Here is a 15,694-nt window from a genome sequence, read left to right as displayed (position 1 = left end):
CTTTTACCTAAAAAAAATAAAAATGGCAGATACAATCGAAAAAAACGTAACCCGTGGTGGTCAGTTTTTAGTTAAAGAAACAAAATGCGAAGATGTCTTTACACCAGAAGATTTTTCGGAGGAGCAGTTAATGATGCGTGACTCTGTGAAAGAGTTCGTTGACAAAGAATTATGGGCACATAAAGATCGTTTTGAGAAAAAAGATTATGCGTATACAGAATCCTCTATGCGTAAAGCGGGTGAACTGGGACTTCTGGGAGTTGCGGTTCCTGAAGAATACGGCGGATTAGGAATGGGATTCGTATCTACCATGTTGGTTTGCGATTACATTTCCGGAGCTACCGGATCTTTCTCTACTGCTTTTGGTGCTCATACCGGAATTGGAACTATGCCAATTACACTTTATGGATCTGAAGAACAAAAGAAAAAATACGTTCCTAAATTGGCTTCAGGAGAATGGTTTGGAGCTTATTGCTTAACTGAACCAGGTGCAGGATCTGATGCGAACTCAGGAAAAACAAAAGCTGTTTTATCTAAAGATGGAACTCATTATAAAATTACTGGTCAAAAAATGTGGATTTCGAATGCAGGTTTCTGTAGCGTTTTCATCGTTTTTGCCCGTATCGGAGATGACAAAAATATTACAGGTTTCATCGTAGAAAACGATCCGTCAAACGGAATTTCTATGAATGAAGAAGAGCATAAATTAGGAATCCGTGCTTCGTCTACACGTCAGGTTTTCTTCAACGATACAAAAGTTCCTGTTGAAAATATGTTGTCTGAAAGAGGAAACGGTTTCAAAATTGCAATGAATGCTTTGAACGTTGGTCGTATTAAATTGGCTGCGGCTTGTTTAGATGCACAACGTAGAGTGACTACAAATGCAGTAAAATATGCTAACGAAAGAATTCAGTTTAATACTGCAATTTCATCTTTTGGAGCTATCCGTTCTAAATTGGCAGAAATGGCAACTAATGCCTACGCTGGAGAAAGTGCTTCTTACCGTGCTGCAAAAGATATCGAAGACAGAATTGCTGCTCGTGAAGCGGAAGGAACTACGCATCAGGAAGCTGAATTGAAAGGTGTTGAAGAATATGCTATCGAATGTTCTATCCTGAAAGTGGCAGTTTCTGAAGACGTACAATCTTGTGCTGACGAAGGAATTCAGATTTTTGGCGGAATGGGATTCTCTGAGGATACTCCAATGGAAAGTGCCTGGAGAGATGCCCGTATTGCTCGTATCTATGAAGGAACAAACGAAATTAACAGAATGCTTTCTGTTGGTATGTTGATCAAAAAGGCTATGAAAGGCCATGTTGATTTATTAGGACCAGCTATGAAAGTTCAGGAAGAATTAATGGGAATTCCATCTTTTGACACGCCTGATTTCTCTGAATTATTTGCTGAAGAAAAAGGAATTATCGCTAACCTGAAAAAAGTTTTCTTAATGGTCGCCGGAAGTGCTGTTCAAAAATACGGACCGGATTTAGATTCTCACCAACAGTTATTAATGGCTGCTTCTGATATCTTAATCGAAATCTACATGGCTGAAAGTACAATTCTTAGAACTGAAAAATTAGCCAAAAATCAAGGTGAAGCTAAAGTACAAGAGCAAATTGCTATGGCAAAATTATACTTATACAAAGCAGTAGATATTGTAAACTCAAGAGGAAAAGAAGGAATTATTTCTTTTGCTGAAGGTGACGAACAACGTATGATGTTAATGGGATTAAAACGTTTTACGAAATATACAAACAATCCAAATGTTGTAGCTTTAAGGGAGGTTATTACATCAAAATTAGTTGCAGAAAACGAATACTGCTTCTAATATAAAAATAGTTTTTAGCTTTTAATTTGTTTAAACCCGCACTCCTCCGAAACAGTGCGGGTTTATTTTTTGTTTTATTTTAACCTTATAAGTGATATCCGTTTATTTAAACAGGAATATTGATTAAAACACTTTACTTATATTTTTTTATATGACTTATCTGATTTAAAAAATATCATTTCACAAATCTTTATTAAAATTAGGTTTATGTTACAGGATCAATAGCAAAATTTAGATTCTAATGTTTTATATTTAGCATTCTAAAACTTCAAAAAACATAAAATGAAACAAATTAACCTGATTGCTTTGCTTTTGCTGTGCAGTTTTACTACGAATATTATGGCGCAAAAAAACAAAAAAATGGATATTATTGCCTATTACACAGGTGATTCCAAATTAATTGACCAGTACGAAATAAATAAACTCAATCAAATTATTTTTAGTTTCTGTCATTTAAAAGATGGAAAATTAAGTGTTGATTCTACCAAAGATTCTATAACAATTAAACATTTGGTTGCTTTAAAAGCGTCAAATCCGCAACTTAAAATAGTCCTTTCGCTTGGTGGCTGGGGAGGTTGTGCACCTTGCTCTGCAGCATTTTCAACAGCCGAAGGAAGACTTACCTTTGCTAAATCAGTAAAAGAAGTGAGCGATTATTTTAAAGTGGATGGTTTAGATTTAGATTGGGAATATCCGGCAATTGAGGGACTGCCTGGACATTTATTTCAAGCTGCTGACAAACCTAATTTTACAGAATTAATCAAAATTTTACGTGCTACCTTAGGAAAAAAATACGAGTTAAGTTTTGCTGCGGGAGGTTTTCAAAAATATCTGGACGAATCTATCGATTGGAAAGCTGTAGCGCCACTGGTAAATCGTATCAACATTATGAGTTACGATTTAGTAAACGGATACTCTAAAGTTACCGGACATCATACACCTTTATACAGTACCAATGCAAAAGAGGAATCTACAGACAGAGCCGTTACCTATTTATTAAAACAAGGGGTTCCCGCTGAAAAATTAATTATTGGAGGTGCATTTTATTCCAGAACATGGCAAAATGTCGAAAATATAAACAATGGCCTTTATCAGGCTGGAGAGCACATTCAGGGTGCTGATTTTAAAAACTTTGCTACAACTTACACCGAAGCAAACGGCTGGAAATATTTTTGGGATGATAAGGCAAAAGCTCCTTATTGGTATAATACAGCATCAAAAACTTTTGCAACATCAGACGATCTTACATCTATAAAGGCCAAAACCGAATATGTAAAGTCTAAAAAATTAGGAGGCATTATGTTTTGGGAACTAACCTTAGATAATCCTCACGACGGGATGGTTAATGCAATTTATGAAGTTAAAACTTCTAAATAAAGATACATTTTAAGTCATAAAAAACGGCAACTGTTATAGTTGCCGTTTTTCATTATATAAAGAAAGTTATTGCACTTTTGTCTTGTCCAGTTCTCCTATAAAAGGAATAGACTCCAAAATTTCGGCTCTGATTATAGTTTGTAAATACACTTCTAACTGAATAAATTTAGCAGCATTTATGGCCCCAACAGCCTTTTTAGCATGTCCGTAAGTTTTAGAGTATAGTTTCTCATAAGCTAAATGATTTTTTAAGGTTCCTTTTGCCAGTTCATCTGCTTTTGCATCTGTAAGGGTAGCGTAATTGGCAGCATAATCATTAATTAATTGAAACTTGGTCTGACCAAGAGCTTTACGCTCTGTTTCGTAAGTGTCGTAAACTTTGGTAAAAGCAACAGATTGTGTATCTGATAAATTCATGTATTGCTTTACAAGATCACTTTTCGATTTACCATAAACACTTTGCAACACATCTACATCTTCCTTAAACGAAGATTGGGCATAAGATGCGAATGACGCAACTGCCATAACAAGAATAAGAATTAATTTTTTCATAGTCTAAATTTTAAATTTGTTTCTAAAAATTTACGCGTCATCAAATATACTTATTTTTCTTACATTACATAATCTTACTTTTGAATATCTTCAGTCACGGGGGCTCTGATTCTTCCATCATAATAAATAGATGCCCTGTTATTGCTGTTAATAGAAAGCGTTGCTCCTCCATCGAAGAAAATTGAAAAAATAAGACTATAAACATCCTCTTTACCTCTAACTGAAGCCCTTACAACATAGTTTTTCTTCTTTTTCTCTACCTTAATATTCTCAGGGACTCCTTCAAATTTAATTCCGCCATCGCCGCCATACGGAACACTAAATGCCCGTCCAAAAAATGGCAAATCACAAGTCGTTTTTTCCGTATTGAATTTTAAAAAATAGGTATTGTAGTCTAAAATAATAAACCTTCCTCCTTGCGGATTGGCTTTTTGTGCTTCAAAATCAAACTTTTTAGAATCAATAAGAGCTTCTATTTCTTTTTGTTTCTCTAAATCTCTTTCTGTTTTCAGTTCTTTTTTTGTTTTTTCCTGTGCAAAAACCGGAAAACTTAAAAAAAAGCATAACACTAATAAAATGGATAGTTTCGTTTTCATAAAAAGATATTCAATAGCGTTAAAAAGTATTTTTTTATTTTTTAGTAAATCGCATCATAGCAATATCTCCGGAGATAAAATGTAAGGTTTTGCCATCATCTGTAATATCATACGAAGTTATTTTGGGTAAAGTACCCATAAAAACCTGCTCACCCCGGCTATTATCCATACACATCATTTTAGTTACGGCCATAGGTTGGGTAAAATCAATTTTGTGTTCGTTCACGCTAAGTTTTCCTGTAAAAGAATTGCAACTGTTGTTTCCTGAAACACGGTTTTCTTTCAGTTCAAAATTTATTGTAGGCTTTTTATCCGGATACAAACCATCAAAGGCAATTCCCGGACCGTTTATATAATTAAGTTCCCAGGTACCTTCAAGGGTAGGATCTGAATTGGCTTTTTGAGTTTTAGAAGCAGTACAAGAAGTAAAAAGTATACCCAGAAAAATGAAAGTTAAAATTTTCTTTATCATATTTTTAAAGATTAAATTAAAAAATAACGAACGCAGGTTCTCAAAATTCTCTTCGGGATTATACGAATTTACGCAATAATTCTTTGATGTTTGCTTAAAATGGGATTAAATTACCATAGATAGTTTTAGATTTTTTTAACTTTTGGCGGCAATCAATGTCGGAATTTTATGTTAAATTTACTTAATCTTTAATTCAAAAGTCACATATATGAAAAAAATAATCGTCTCATTCGCTATAATTACAGCTTTAATTATTGGTTGTAAGACCAATACAAAATCAAGTGATGCCAAAACCCTGACCGTAAATTTAGAGCCAAAAAGCAATAGTACAGTTGCGGGAACAGCTACTTTTACAGAAAAAAATGGTACAGTAACTTTTGTTGCCAAAGTGTCTGGTTTACAACCCGGAGTTCACGCCATCCACATTCACGAAAAAGCAGATTGTACTGCTGCTGATGGAAGTTCTGCAGGCGGACACTGGAATCCAACTTTTAAAAAGCACGGAAAATGGGGTGTTGCCGAATATCACAAAGGTGATATAGGAAACTTTACTGCCGATGCAAAAGGAAACGGAACAATCACATTAACTACTGATGAATGGTGTATTGGTTGTGGTGACGCTACCAAAGATGTATTAGGAAAAGGGTTAATTGTACATCAGGGAACAGATGATTTCACCACTCAGCCTACAGGAAATGCCGGCGGTAGAGTTGCCTGCGCAGGAATAATCAAATAATAAAAAGCAATAACCACTATTTTTCACAAAAATCTAGTGGTTATTTTATTTTTAATCCCTTCTAAAACAAGAAAAAGATATAGCTTTGCAGCTATAAATTTAATATAATGATTAACCCATCAGCACACGGCTGGATAGATAAGTTTTTTAGCGAGCAAAAGTTTTCAGAAGCCATTCCTTTTGAAACTGCTGATTCGTTTTACTATAAAGTTAGGGAAACCGGATTTATCTATGGGCATATCATCGCTATTGATTCTCAAATTCCTGTTCCTATAAAAGGCTGGTTTAAGACTGAAATCTCTAAGGTTGCTTTATTAAACACTTTATATCATGTTTTTTGTCTGGAAAAAAGAAGCTCTGAGCCCAATAACTTTATTGCCGAAGTTTTAAAATTTTACAACGAAATGAATCCTGAAGGATTTAATTTGTTCAAAATATTACTTCCAAAAGATACTCCTTCCCTTTCTTTAGAAAACATTATAGATCAGCGCGTTCAGACGAATGACAGTATCATCAGTAAAAACTTTTCGCATTTAGTTACCAATGCCCTTTTGTTTATTGATGTCCTGGCTTTTAGACAATATCTGGAAAAAGGGACAATTCCTGAAAAATATCTTAAGCGTATTGAAGAAACCGTTCTTGGTATAGTTGCTTTGGCACTAAAAACAAAAACCGTAAAATCGCAGCACGACGATTTATTAATTAAACTTTTTGAGGCTTCTATCCGATATTCAAAATTTTCTAAAGTAACGGTTGATACTTTAGAGACTTTACAACTGGATTATTTTAGTAATAAGCTGGAGCAGTATTATTTAATCGATATGGCCGGAATGGCATTGTGGAGCGATGGTGTTGTAGAAAATGAAGAAGCTTACTTTTTATATTCATTAGGATCAATGATGGGCGTTTCTGATGATTTTGTAACGAAAAGTGTCGACACAACCCATACTTTTATTACCACGCATAAAAAGAAAATCCCTTATTTTAATTACTCCAATCCTGTAAAGCATTTTTATGATCAAATGACACATAGTGTCGTAAAATTGATTGTAAGAAACAAAAACAGACTGGTTAAGGAAATTATTCAGAGTAAAGAATTAATGGTTCTGCTCGCTTATTCGACTACCAGAGATCTCGATGCCAAGGAAAAGAAGAAAGTAAAAAAACAACTTTTGGATATTTGCAAAACGATTCCTTCACTGACTATATTTTTGCTCCCGGGCGGAAGCTTATTATTGCCAATTTTAATCAAGTTTATCCCCACTTTATTGCCTTCTGCTTTTAACGAAAATCTGGATGAAAACGAATAAAAAAAATCGCCCTTTTGAGGCGATTTTTTAATTTTTATAGATTGCTTAGCTGATAAACCTCATCTAATTCCTCATTTGAACTGATCGTTACATTCAAATCGGTTACAAAACCGGAATTTAATCCGTAAACCCATCCGTGAAGCATCAGGTCCTGACCGTTTTTCCAGGCTCCCTGTACGATTGAAGTTTTTGCCAGGTTGTAAACTTGTTCTTTAGCATTAACCTCAACAAAAGCATTAAAACGCTCCGTTTCATCCTCAATTGAATTCAAATATTTATCGTGTAAACGATATTCATCTTTAATGTGACGGATCCAGTTGTCAATAATTCCAAAAGACTGATTCCCCATGGCAGCTTTTACACCTCCACAACCATAATGCCCGCAAACAATAACGTGTTTTACTTTTAGAACATTAACGGCATAATCCAGTACGCTTAACATATTCATATCAGAATGCACTACCATATTGGCAATATTACGGTGTACAAAAACTTCACCCGGTTTAGCCCCTATGATTTCATTTGCAGGAACACGGCTGTCAGAACATCCAATCCATAATAAAGGCGGAGTTTGTCCTTTAGCTAAATCTGCGAAATAATTTGGGTCTAACGCTAATGATTTTTCAACCCACTGTTTGTTATTTTCTAATATTTGTTTATAAAACTCTTTCATTTTTTTGTTTTTTGAATCGTATTTCTATCTGTTTAAGAGCATCAAAAATAACTGTCCTGTAAAGTTATTTAATTTTTAATACTTCTCAACCTTAAAGAATACCTTAATTTATTTAATCTGTAAAATTTTCTTTTGTTACTTCTTTTTTAACCAGTGCTCTTTTGGCAACATCATAATAATGTTCGATCGAAACGTGATTGTCTCTGTCAGGAGTATTTTCCAGTTCATACGCTTTTTTAAAGCCTTTTAGTTTTACTTTGATATTATCATCAATTGCACGGGTTTCTTTAAACTCGCGAATCAAATCTAAAACATCATGTGCAATATACTCAGTATCATGAGCATTGATAATTACTTTAGAATTCTCAGGAATATCATTCAGCGTTTGCTTAATCGCCGCTTTGTTCAGGAATGAAACTTCCTGGGCTAAGTCGATATGAATAACATCACCATCTTCATACTCTTCTTTTTTGAACACATAAGCTCTTTTTAAGTTTCCTCTTAAAACAAAAATGATACTGATGATGATTCCTAAAGCAACCCCTTTAAGTAAATCTGTAGCCACTACAAATACCAAAGTTGCGATAAAAGGTACGAATTGGTATTTTCCTTTCTCCCAGAAATGTTTAAAAGTTGCAGGCTTAGCCAATTTATATCCCACTAAAATTAAAACAGTTGCTAATGTTGCCAACGGAATTTTATTTAAAATCGTTGGAATTGCCAAAACACTTATCAGCAATAACACACCGTGAATAATAGCCGACATTTTTGATTTTGCCCCTGCATTATTATTAGCAGACGACCTCACTACAACAGATGTCATGGGTAGACCACCTAAAAGCGAACTCACAATATTACCAATACCCTGCGCCCTAAGCTCAACATTGGTGTTGGTATAACGCTTTTGAACATCCATTCTGTCAGCAGCTTCAATACAAAGTAATGTTTCAATAGAAGCTACAATGGCAATTGTAATAGCAACTACCCAAACTTGCGGATTTGTAACAGCAGCAAAATTTGGCGTAATTAGAATTGATTTAAATTCATCAAAAGATTTTGGAACTGGCAAAGAAACCAAATGTTCTTTCGCAATTGCCAATGAGCTTCCTGTAGAAACAAAAAATTCATTTAAAACTACTCCTGCAATTACTGCAATAAGCGCTCCCGGAACTAATTTTAATCGCTTTAAAAAAGGAACTTTCTCCCAGGAAATTAATATGATAAGCGAAATAACCGATATCACAACTGCCCCTAAATTAATATGATTTAACACATTGAATAAAAATGAAAATGAATTGCTTCCGTCATTTTGAACAAAAGCCTGATCACCTTCAAAATCTGCATCATAACCAAAAGCGTGAGGCAATTGTTTTAAGATGATGATGATCCCGATACCCGCCAGCATCCCTTCAATGACATTGGTTGGAAAATAATTGGATATACTTCCGGCTTTTAAAAACCCTAATGCTAATTGAATTAATCCAGCAATAAAAACAGACATTAAAAACACATCGAAAGCACCAAGATCCGTAATAGCGGTTAAAATAATAGCTGTTAACCCAGCTGCCGGTCCTGATACACTAATATGCGACTGGCTTAAATAACCAACAACGATACCACCAATAACACCTGCGATAATACCAGAAAATAATGGCGCTCCGGAAGCCATTGCAATACCTAAACACAACGGAAGAGCCACCAAAAAGACCACTAAACCTGATGCAAAATCAGATTTTAGGTTGGCAAAAAGATTGATTTTTTTTGTCATAATACAATACTAAAAAAATTATTCATTAAAGATTTACCACATTTAATCAAAAATGCAGTTCGTTCAAAATAATCGGAAGTATTATACCAGGTTAGGAGGGGGAGCAAAAATGCTCGGAGAAATATTGTCCAGTTTTACAATATTTTCAGACACGATGGTCTTTTTTTCAATATAAACCGGCATTAAAACTTCATGCTGAAGTATTGCCGGATAAACGGCAGCCTTAAGTTCTTTATGAGAATGCTCTTCTTCAGAAAAACTGAAAAACATAGATGTATCATTACTTTTCTTTAGCACCGTAACAATAGCAGGCGTTGCCAGAAAAGCAATAAATATGAATAATAATATGCGAGCGATTAATTTCATTGCAGCAAAAATAGTGTTAAACAAATAAAATCAAAGCCTGAGAGCAAAAATTTTATACAAATTTAACAAACATAAAAAAGCAGAATGAAGGCGAACCAACATTCTGCTTATATCTCATTAAAAGACAATTAATTACAGCTCTTCTTCTAGCCAGGCATTCATCATCCAAATGGTTTTTTCCTGCTCGGCAATGAAGTCACTCATCATAGAATTAGTCCCTTCATCTCCAATTTCATCTGATTGTTTCAATATTTCTCTTTCGATTTTTAATAAATCAGACAAAGAGCTTACAATTAAATGGACTGCTTTTTCATCGTTAGAAATATTTTTACCAACGGTTAACTTATTGTTTTTTATATAATCTTCAAAAGTATGAAGCGGAGTTCCTCCAATAGTCAAAACCCTTTCGGCAATCATATCAATCTTTAATTGAGCATCTGTATATAATTCTTCAAATTTTACGTGTAAATCAAAAAAACGTTTTCCACGGATGTTCCAGTGGATGCCTCTTAAATTTTGATAATAAACCTGAAAACTCGATAATAAAACATTTAATTCTTTTACTAATAATTCTGATTCTTTAACGGGTAATCCTAAAATATTTGTTTTCATAGTTATTATTTTTACACTAATTTACTACAAATTTAAAAGAAGTTCTCCTAAATTTAGATAAATAAAAATTATATTTTCTTATTTTTGCATCAAAAATTACTATCAAAATGACGATAACTCAATTACAATATGTGTTAGCTGTTGCGGAACATAAAAATTTTACTCTGGCTGCCGAAAAATGTTTTGTAACACAGCCTACTTTAAGTATGCAGATTCAGAAAATTGAAGAAGAACTGAATATTTTGATTTTCGACCGAAGCAAAAAACCTATTCAGCTTACGGATATTGGTCAGAAAATTGTCAATCAGGCTAAAAATATCGTAAACGAAGCCGACAGAATTAAAGATATTGTAGAACAACAAAAAGGTTTTATAGGAGGAGAATTTCGTTTAGGAATTATCCCAACGATTATGCCTACGCTTTTGCCAATGTTTTTAAACAACTTCATCAAGAAATATCCAAAGGTCAAACTTTTAATTGAAGAGTTAAATACAGACGAAATTATTCTAAAATTAAAAAATGGTCATCTTGATGCTGCGATTGCCGCAACTCCGCTTGAAGATGAAAAAATAAAAGAGATTGTTCTCTACTTTGAACCATTCGTGGCTTATATCCCGGAACATCATGCCAGTTTTCAAAAAGACGAAATCGAAGTTGCCGATTTAAACATCAACGAAATTTTGCTTTTACAGGACGGACATTGTTTTAGAGACGGAATTTTAAATTTATGCAAAAATGGTACTGACATCGATCAGAATAATTTTCAGATTCAAAGTGGAAGTTTTGAAACCCTGATAAAATTAGCCGATGAAGGTTTGGGCACAACGTTACTTCCGTACTTGCACACCTTAGACTTAAAAGAATCCGATAAACTGAAACTACGAAATTTTAAGGAACCAAAACCTGCCCGTGAGGTAAGTTTAATTTACCCGAAGAGCGAATTAAAAATGCAAATCATTGACGCCCTCAGATCTACAATCGCCGGAGTTGTCAAAGGAGCAATTGTTTTTCAGAATGTTCAAATCATTAGTCCGCTACAAAAAAAATAGTCCTAAAAAAAGGAGCCAAATTGGCTCCTTTTTTTTATACTTTGATTAGTAGTAAACTTTGTTTTAGTTCTGGTTTTTCAATAATAAAATTCATCAACCATTCCTGCAATTGTTCCATTTCGTATGGTAACAGTGTTTTGATAGCTTTTTCTAATTCTTTACAGAAAAGTATCGGATCGAAACTTACTCTTTCAAGTATTGATTTCGTGTAATCAAACATCATTTTTGACATAATAAAATAAGATTTTTGGGGGTTATCTATATTTTTAAACTCGCACAAATTTAATCAAATATCATTCATACGCGTTCATTTTAACTTATTTTTTTAAAAACTTTAGCAACGAATACGTTTTCTTAATAAACATACATCAATATAGAACCATTCTAAACAGTTCATTTAAACCTTTTTAAAGGCCCTAAACATTTCTCGTTTTCCGGGAGGCCCTGCCAATTTTTCAACTGTAAATCCAACTTCGATCATACTTCTTTTAACAACTCCCCGTGCAGCATATGTAACCAGCACACCATCCGGCTTTAAACTATTGTACATTTTACGGAAAATTTCAGTACTCCACAACTCCGGTTGTACCCTATATCCGAAGGCATCAAAGTAAATCAAATCAAAAATTTCAAAATCGTCGATTTCATCAAAAAATTGTTTCCTTTTGGTTAACGAAAACGCATTGCAAATTTCATTTTTTTTATCCCATTCACATTTATGCATTTTCTCAAAAATGTTCTCAAATTCCAATGCTTCAAGTTCCGTAACATAATTCATTGCTAAAACTTCTTTTGCTTCAACCGGATAAGCTTCTACCCCAACATAATCGATCTTTTGATTTTTTTGCTTGGATTCTAAAAAAGTAATAAAAGCATTTAAACCGGTTCCAAAACCTATTTCCAGAATACTTACCGGATTATTCCCAAATAATGAAAGTCCGTTTTTTATAAAAACATGTTTTGCTTCCTGAATTGCACCGTGCTTGGAATGGTAACATTCGTCCCATTCCTGCAAATGAATTGTCGTTGAGCCATCTAGCGTTTTAATTATTTCTCTTTTCACTTTTTTGAAATTTACGTTCTGATTTTACTGGCTATCAGTGTATTTTAAGAGTCAAAAATAGTCAAAACAAATGCGTAAAGCCTTAAAAAACGGGTGTTTTTTCATAAATTCTTTATAAAATTGTCTTAATTTTTAAAGTTTATTATAAGATAAATAAATCTCAGTTAAAGGGCGCAAATAATGCAGTTTTACTAAGTAAATTATATATTTTTACTTAATTTTGCATTCAGTAAATTCTATTTCACACCAAATCATTGCTTTAGAATTCTTCTTCGGCAATGAAAATTACATCAAAACTTTACATAATTATGAGTACAACTCAAACAAACAAAATTGAAATCAGAAAAGCAACTTCGTCAAAAATAAGCGGAGTAGACTTTCAAAACTTAAGCTTTGGTGCTGTTTTTACAGACCATTTATTCGAATGTGATTTTAAAAACGGAGAGTGGCAAAATCCTGTCATTAAACCTTATGCTCCTATTTTAATGGATCCTTCTTCAAAAGTCTTTCATTACGGACAAGCTATTTTTGAAGGAATGAAAGCTTACAAAGATGACAATAATGATGTTTGGTTGTTCAGACCTGACGAAAACTTTAAACGTTTTAATAATTCTGCCGTTCGTATGGCAATGCCGGAAGTTCCGGAAGCTATTTTTATGGATGGTTTAAATGAATTATTAAAAATTGACCAGGAATGGATCCAGAGAGGAAACGGAAGCAGTATGTACATTCGCCCTTTTATGATTGCTACGGGTGCTGGTGTTGTTGCAAATCCTTCTGACGAATATAAATTCATGATTTTACTTTCTCCTGCGCAATCGTATTATGCAGGTGAAGTAAAAGTTATTATTGCAGAACATTACAGTAGAGCTGCAAATGGTGGAATTGGAGCTGCAAAAGCTGCAGGAAACTATGCTGCACAGTTTTACCCAACAAATCTGGCAAATAAAGACGGCTTTCAACAAGTGATCTGGACAGATGATGCCACGCATACAAAACTGGAAGAAGCGGGAACAATGAACGTTTTCTTTAGAATCAACGATACTTTACTGACTGCCCCTACAAGCGAAAGAATTTTAGATGGTATTACCAGAAAAAGTTTGATTGCGATGGCAGAAAAAGAAGGGCTTAAAGTAGAAGTTCGCCCGGTTATTGTTTCAGAATTAGTAGAAGCTGCGAAAAACGGATCTCTAAAAGAAATCTTCGGGGCAGGAACTGCTGCAGTTATCAGTGTTATCAAAGGTTTCTCTTATCAGGATGTTTATTATGAAATGGCTCCGGTGGAGAATTCATACGCTGCTCTTTTAAAAGAAAAACTAACCAATCTTCAAAACAAACTTTCTGAAGATACTTTTGGCTGGACTGTAAAAGTGCAATAACTAAAAGACAGATATTAGATATAAAAAACCCAACAGCTTAATAGTTGTTGGGTTTTCTATTTTATATTTGTTTTTTAATTACAAAAAATGATGGAAAATCTGGTTTTAAAAAACATAGCCAAACATATTTCGCTTGATGAAAACGAAACCTCTTATTTTCTTTCGATTTTAAAAGAAAAAAAATACGCCAAAAAAAACATCATTTTAAAAGAAGGGGAAATTTGCCGAACCATAAACTTTGTGCAGTCCGGAACTTTAAGAGCATTTTACCGGGATCCGCAAGGAAAAGAATCTACTATTATGTTTGCCATTTCAGACTGGTGGATTACAGATATGGCCTGTTTCATCAATCAACAACCTGCAATGCTCAATATTGAAACCATCGAAGAAAGTTCTATATTTCATTTACATAAACAAGATCTGGATGATCTATATCTTAAAATCCCGAAATTCGAGCGCTTTTTCAGGATTATTATGCAAAACGCTTACATAAGAGAACAGTTAAGAGTCATTCAGAATCTTTCACTCTCAGCAGAACAGCGCTATTACATTTTTTTAGAGAAGTATCCGCAAGTCGCCAAACAAGTTACCCAAAAACAAATAGCCTCGTACTTAGGAATCACACCGGAGTTCTTAAGCATGATACGAGCTCATAAAAATAAATAAGCGTTTTCTTAAACTACATTATTTTTTTACTGTAATATCTTCACGTGCTTTGTAAAAAAGAAACAGACATGCTTATACTTATTGCAGGACCTTATCGTGGCGGGACAAATGATGACCCCAAATTAATCCAACAAAATTTAGAAAAATTAGAAGCTGTAGCGCTTCCTTTATTCAGAATGGGACATCTGCCTGTAATTGGGGAATGGCTCGCTTTACCACTACTTCATTTAGCAGGATCGAAACATATTGGCGATAGTGCCTGGGACGAAATTCAATACCCTGTCGCCCATCGTCTTCTTGAAAAATGTGATGCCGTCCTTCGTCTCGAAGGCGAATCAAAAGGAGCTGACAATGATGTTCGCATTGCAACGGAAAGAGGACTGAAAATCTACTATCGTTTAGAAGATATTCCAGATGCAGAATAATGCAAAACAAAAACACCTAATAGGTTTTACGATCTATTAGGTGTTTTGCAATTTATTCTTGAAATTATAGCATAAAATATTTAACACATAAAGACATCGATTTAAATGTATTCAAAAACGATGTCTCTATGTGCTTAGCAATTTATTTATAAAAGTTTAGAAAAATCAGGTTTAAAATAATTAGGACCTTTCATTACTTTTCCGTCTTCTCTGTAAATTGGTTGTCCGTCTTCGCCTAATTTACTCATATTACTACGTTGGATTTCATCAAAAACAGCTTCAATTTTATCCTGTAAACCATGCTCGATAATGGTTCCGCATAAAATATACATCATATCACCAAGAGCATCTGCAATCTCTACTAAATCATTATTCTGAACTGCTTCCAGATATTCTTCGTTTTCTTCCTTCATTAAATTGTAACGAAGTATTTTTTTAGTTTCACCCAAATCAGCAATTGGCGTCTGACTATGACCTATTTTAAAAGCAGTATGAAATTCAGTAACCGCATCAAGTTGTTTCTTCATGATATTATTTGATTAAATGAAAAGCCAAATTAGCAACAATTCGTGTACAATTCTCTAAATTTGCCAAAAATAATTTCAACTATGTTTAGTCAAGGACAATTAATATTCGCTCTCTGTTTTTTTATTGCATTTGTAATCGTAATGATATTTGCTTATCGAAAAGATCTTGCATTGCACAAAATTTTCTATAAAGACAATTACAAAGTACTAATTGTATTCCTGCTTTTTATTGCTATCTTATTTGTGATCAAATTTTTCTTTAAAAGATAATTCCGGAATTTTATTTCTATATTTA

18 protein-coding genes are annotated in these 15,694 nt (G+C 33.8%); 8 read left to right on the top strand and 10 right to left on the bottom strand.

The window, feature by feature from the left end:
* The first annotated feature begins 22 nt into the window (after positions 1-22).
* Positions 23-1,828 (top strand): acyl-CoA dehydrogenase family protein, encoded by a 1,806-nt coding sequence (locus ACHRWY_RS18070; RefSeq protein WP_395356545.1) that lies wholly within the window; start codon positions 23-25, stop codon positions 1,826-1,828.
* A 282-nt stretch (positions 1,829-2,110) separates the two neighbouring features.
* Positions 2,111-3,205 carry a glycoside hydrolase family 18 protein gene (locus ACHRWY_RS18065; RefSeq protein WP_395356544.1) on the top strand — a complete coding sequence of 365 codons (1,095 nt, stop codon included), beginning with the start codon at positions 2,111-2,113 and terminating at the stop codon, positions 3,203-3,205.
* A gap of 66 nt (positions 3,206-3,271) precedes the next feature.
* Here the strand turns inward: ACHRWY_RS18065 and ACHRWY_RS18060 are convergent, their stop codons facing one another.
* From ACHRWY_RS18060 to ACHRWY_RS18050, 3 genes are all read right to left on the bottom strand, one after another.
* Positions 3,272-3,757, bottom strand: a complete 486-nt coding sequence (locus ACHRWY_RS18060) for a hypothetical protein (RefSeq protein WP_395356543.1) — start codon at positions 3,755-3,757, stop codon at positions 3,272-3,274.
* Positions 3,758-3,831: 74 nt separating this feature from the next.
* Positions 3,832-4,353: a DUF4251 domain-containing protein gene (locus tag ACHRWY_RS18055; RefSeq protein WP_395356542.1), complete on the bottom strand. Its 522-nt coding sequence runs from the start codon at positions 4,351-4,353 to the stop codon at positions 3,832-3,834.
* A 34-nt stretch (positions 4,354-4,387) separates the two neighbouring features.
* Positions 4,388-4,825: an META domain-containing protein gene (locus ACHRWY_RS18050; protein ID WP_395356541.1), complete on the bottom strand. Its 438-nt coding sequence runs from the start codon at positions 4,823-4,825 to the stop codon at positions 4,388-4,390.
* A 208-nt stretch (positions 4,826-5,033) separates the two neighbouring features.
* Between ACHRWY_RS18050 and ACHRWY_RS18045 the strand changes: the two genes are divergently transcribed.
* Positions 5,034-5,561: a superoxide dismutase family protein gene (locus ACHRWY_RS18045; RefSeq protein WP_395356540.1), complete on the top strand. Its 528-nt coding sequence runs from the start codon at positions 5,034-5,036 to the stop codon at positions 5,559-5,561.
* A gap of 107 nt (positions 5,562-5,668) precedes the next feature.
* Complete coding sequence (locus ACHRWY_RS18040; RefSeq protein WP_395356538.1) at positions 5,669-6,871, top strand: LETM1-related biofilm-associated protein; 1,203 nt, start codon at positions 5,669-5,671, stop codon at positions 6,869-6,871.
* 34 nt (positions 6,872-6,905) lie between these two features.
* Here the strand turns inward: ACHRWY_RS18040 and can are convergent, their stop codons facing one another.
* The 4 genes from can to ACHRWY_RS18020 form a co-directional block, all read right to left on the bottom strand.
* On the bottom strand, positions 6,906-7,544 hold the full coding sequence (can, locus tag ACHRWY_RS18035; RefSeq protein ID WP_395356537.1) for a carbonate dehydratase: 639 nt from the start codon (positions 7,542-7,544) through the stop codon (positions 6,906-6,908).
* Between the two features lie 112 nt (positions 7,545-7,656).
* The gene (locus tag ACHRWY_RS18030; RefSeq protein WP_395356536.1) at positions 7,657-9,312 is read right to left on the bottom strand and encodes a SulP family inorganic anion transporter; all 1,656 of its coding nucleotides are present in this window, start codon (positions 9,310-9,312) and stop codon (positions 7,657-7,659) included.
* 81 nt (positions 9,313-9,393) lie between these two features.
* Positions 9,394-9,678, bottom strand: a complete 285-nt coding sequence (locus tag ACHRWY_RS18025; protein ID WP_395356535.1) for a hypothetical protein — start codon at positions 9,676-9,678, stop codon at positions 9,394-9,396.
* Positions 9,679-9,810: 132 nt separating this feature from the next.
* Entirely contained in the window at positions 9,811-10,290 is a 480-nt protein-coding gene (locus ACHRWY_RS18020) for a Dps family protein (protein ID WP_395356534.1), read from the bottom strand.
* Between the two features lie 107 nt (positions 10,291-10,397).
* On the opposite strand from ACHRWY_RS18020, the gene ACHRWY_RS18015 reads away from it, so the two are divergent.
* Entirely contained in the window at positions 10,398-11,339 is a 942-nt protein-coding gene (locus ACHRWY_RS18015) for a LysR substrate-binding domain-containing protein (RefSeq protein ID WP_395356532.1), read from the top strand.
* Positions 11,340-11,373: 34 nt separating this feature from the next.
* Here the strand turns inward: ACHRWY_RS18015 and ACHRWY_RS18010 are convergent, their stop codons facing one another.
* Both ACHRWY_RS18010 and mnmD read right to left on the bottom strand, forming a co-directional pair.
* Positions 11,374-11,571, bottom strand: a complete 198-nt coding sequence (locus ACHRWY_RS18010; RefSeq protein WP_065450557.1) for a hypothetical protein — start codon at positions 11,569-11,571, stop codon at positions 11,374-11,376.
* 165 nt (positions 11,572-11,736) lie between these two features.
* Complete coding sequence (gene mnmD, locus ACHRWY_RS18005; protein WP_395356531.1) at positions 11,737-12,402, bottom strand: tRNA (5-methylaminomethyl-2-thiouridine)(34)-methyltransferase MnmD; 666 nt, start codon at positions 12,400-12,402, stop codon at positions 11,737-11,739.
* Positions 12,403-12,710: 308 nt separating this feature from the next.
* On the opposite strand from mnmD, the gene ACHRWY_RS18000 reads away from it, so the two are divergent.
* The 3 genes from ACHRWY_RS18000 (at position 12,711) to ACHRWY_RS17990 (ending at position 14,872) form a co-directional block, all read left to right on the top strand.
* Positions 12,711-13,781 carry a branched-chain amino acid aminotransferase gene (locus tag ACHRWY_RS18000; RefSeq protein WP_395356530.1) on the top strand — a complete coding sequence of 357 codons (1,071 nt, stop codon included), beginning with the start codon at positions 12,711-12,713 and terminating at the stop codon, positions 13,779-13,781.
* Positions 13,782-13,868: 87 nt separating this feature from the next.
* Positions 13,869-14,447 carry a Crp/Fnr family transcriptional regulator gene (locus ACHRWY_RS17995; RefSeq protein ID WP_395356529.1) on the top strand — a complete coding sequence of 193 codons (579 nt, stop codon included), beginning with the start codon at positions 13,869-13,871 and terminating at the stop codon, positions 14,445-14,447.
* A gap of 68 nt (positions 14,448-14,515) precedes the next feature.
* The gene (locus ACHRWY_RS17990) at positions 14,516-14,872 is read left to right on the top strand and encodes a DUF4406 domain-containing protein (protein ID WP_395356527.1); all 357 of its coding nucleotides are present in this window, start codon (positions 14,516-14,518) and stop codon (positions 14,870-14,872) included.
* Positions 14,873-15,018: 146 nt separating this feature from the next.
* On the opposite strand, the gene ACHRWY_RS17985 is transcribed toward ACHRWY_RS17990, so the two are convergent.
* On the bottom strand, positions 15,019-15,399 hold the full coding sequence (locus tag ACHRWY_RS17985) for a nucleoside triphosphate pyrophosphohydrolase family protein (RefSeq protein WP_055096002.1): 381 nt from the start codon (positions 15,397-15,399) through the stop codon (positions 15,019-15,021).
* Positions 15,400-15,694 lie beyond the last annotated feature (295 nt).

This window comes from Flavobacterium sp. FlaQc-48 (assembly GCF_044007335.1).
Taxonomy (GTDB): domain Bacteria; phylum Bacteroidota; class Bacteroidia; order Flavobacteriales; family Flavobacteriaceae; genus Flavobacterium.
This window is presented reverse-complemented; position numbering and strand designations above follow the sequence as displayed.

What these genes read in the sequence shown, in the direction of transcription:
- ACHRWY_RS18070 (WP_395356545.1), top strand. Translation starts at nt 23, where the DNA reads ATGGCAGATACAATCGAAAAAAACGTAACCCGTGGTGGTCAGTTTTTA.
- ACHRWY_RS18065 (WP_395356544.1), top strand. Translation starts at nt 2,111, where the DNA reads ATGAAACAAATTAACCTGATTGCTTTGCTTTTGCTGTGCAGTTTTACT.
- ACHRWY_RS18060 (WP_395356543.1), bottom strand. Translation starts at nt 3,757, where the DNA reads ATGAAAAAATTAATTCTTATTCTTGTTATGGCAGTTGCGTCATTCGCA.
- ACHRWY_RS18055 (WP_395356542.1), bottom strand. Translation starts at nt 4,353, where the DNA reads ATGAAAACGAAACTATCCATTTTATTAGTGTTATGCTTTTTTTTAAGT.
- ACHRWY_RS18050 (WP_395356541.1), bottom strand. Translation starts at nt 4,825, where the DNA reads ATGATAAAGAAAATTTTAACTTTCATTTTTCTGGGTATACTTTTTACT.
- ACHRWY_RS18045 (WP_395356540.1), top strand. Translation starts at nt 5,034, where the DNA reads ATGAAAAAAATAATCGTCTCATTCGCTATAATTACAGCTTTAATTATT.
- ACHRWY_RS18040 (WP_395356538.1), top strand. Translation starts at nt 5,669, where the DNA reads ATGATTAACCCATCAGCACACGGCTGGATAGATAAGTTTTTTAGCGAG.
- can (WP_395356537.1), bottom strand. Translation starts at nt 7,544, where the DNA reads ATGAAAGAGTTTTATAAACAAATATTAGAAAATAACAAACAGTGGGTT.
- ACHRWY_RS18030 (WP_395356536.1), bottom strand. Translation starts at nt 9,312, where the DNA reads ATGACAAAAAAAATCAATCTTTTTGCCAACCTAAAATCTGATTTTGCA.
- ACHRWY_RS18025 (WP_395356535.1), bottom strand. Translation starts at nt 9,678, where the DNA reads ATGAAATTAATCGCTCGCATATTATTATTCATATTTATTGCTTTTCTG.
- ACHRWY_RS18020 (WP_395356534.1), bottom strand. Translation starts at nt 10,290, where the DNA reads ATGAAAACAAATATTTTAGGATTACCCGTTAAAGAATCAGAATTATTA.
- ACHRWY_RS18015 (WP_395356532.1), top strand. Translation starts at nt 10,398, where the DNA reads ATGACGATAACTCAATTACAATATGTGTTAGCTGTTGCGGAACATAAA.
- ACHRWY_RS18010 (WP_065450557.1), bottom strand. Translation starts at nt 11,571, where the DNA reads ATGTCAAAAATGATGTTTGATTACACGAAATCAATACTTGAAAGAGTA.
- ACHRWY_RS18000 (WP_395356530.1), top strand. Translation starts at nt 12,711, where the DNA reads ATGAGTACAACTCAAACAAACAAAATTGAAATCAGAAAAGCAACTTCG.
- ACHRWY_RS17995 (WP_395356529.1), top strand. Translation starts at nt 13,869, where the DNA reads ATGATGGAAAATCTGGTTTTAAAAAACATAGCCAAACATATTTCGCTT.
- ACHRWY_RS17990 (WP_395356527.1), top strand. Translation starts at nt 14,516, where the DNA reads ATGCTTATACTTATTGCAGGACCTTATCGTGGCGGGACAAATGATGAC.
- ACHRWY_RS17985 (WP_055096002.1), bottom strand. Translation starts at nt 15,399, where the DNA reads ATGAAGAAACAACTTGATGCGGTTACTGAATTTCATACTGCTTTTAAA.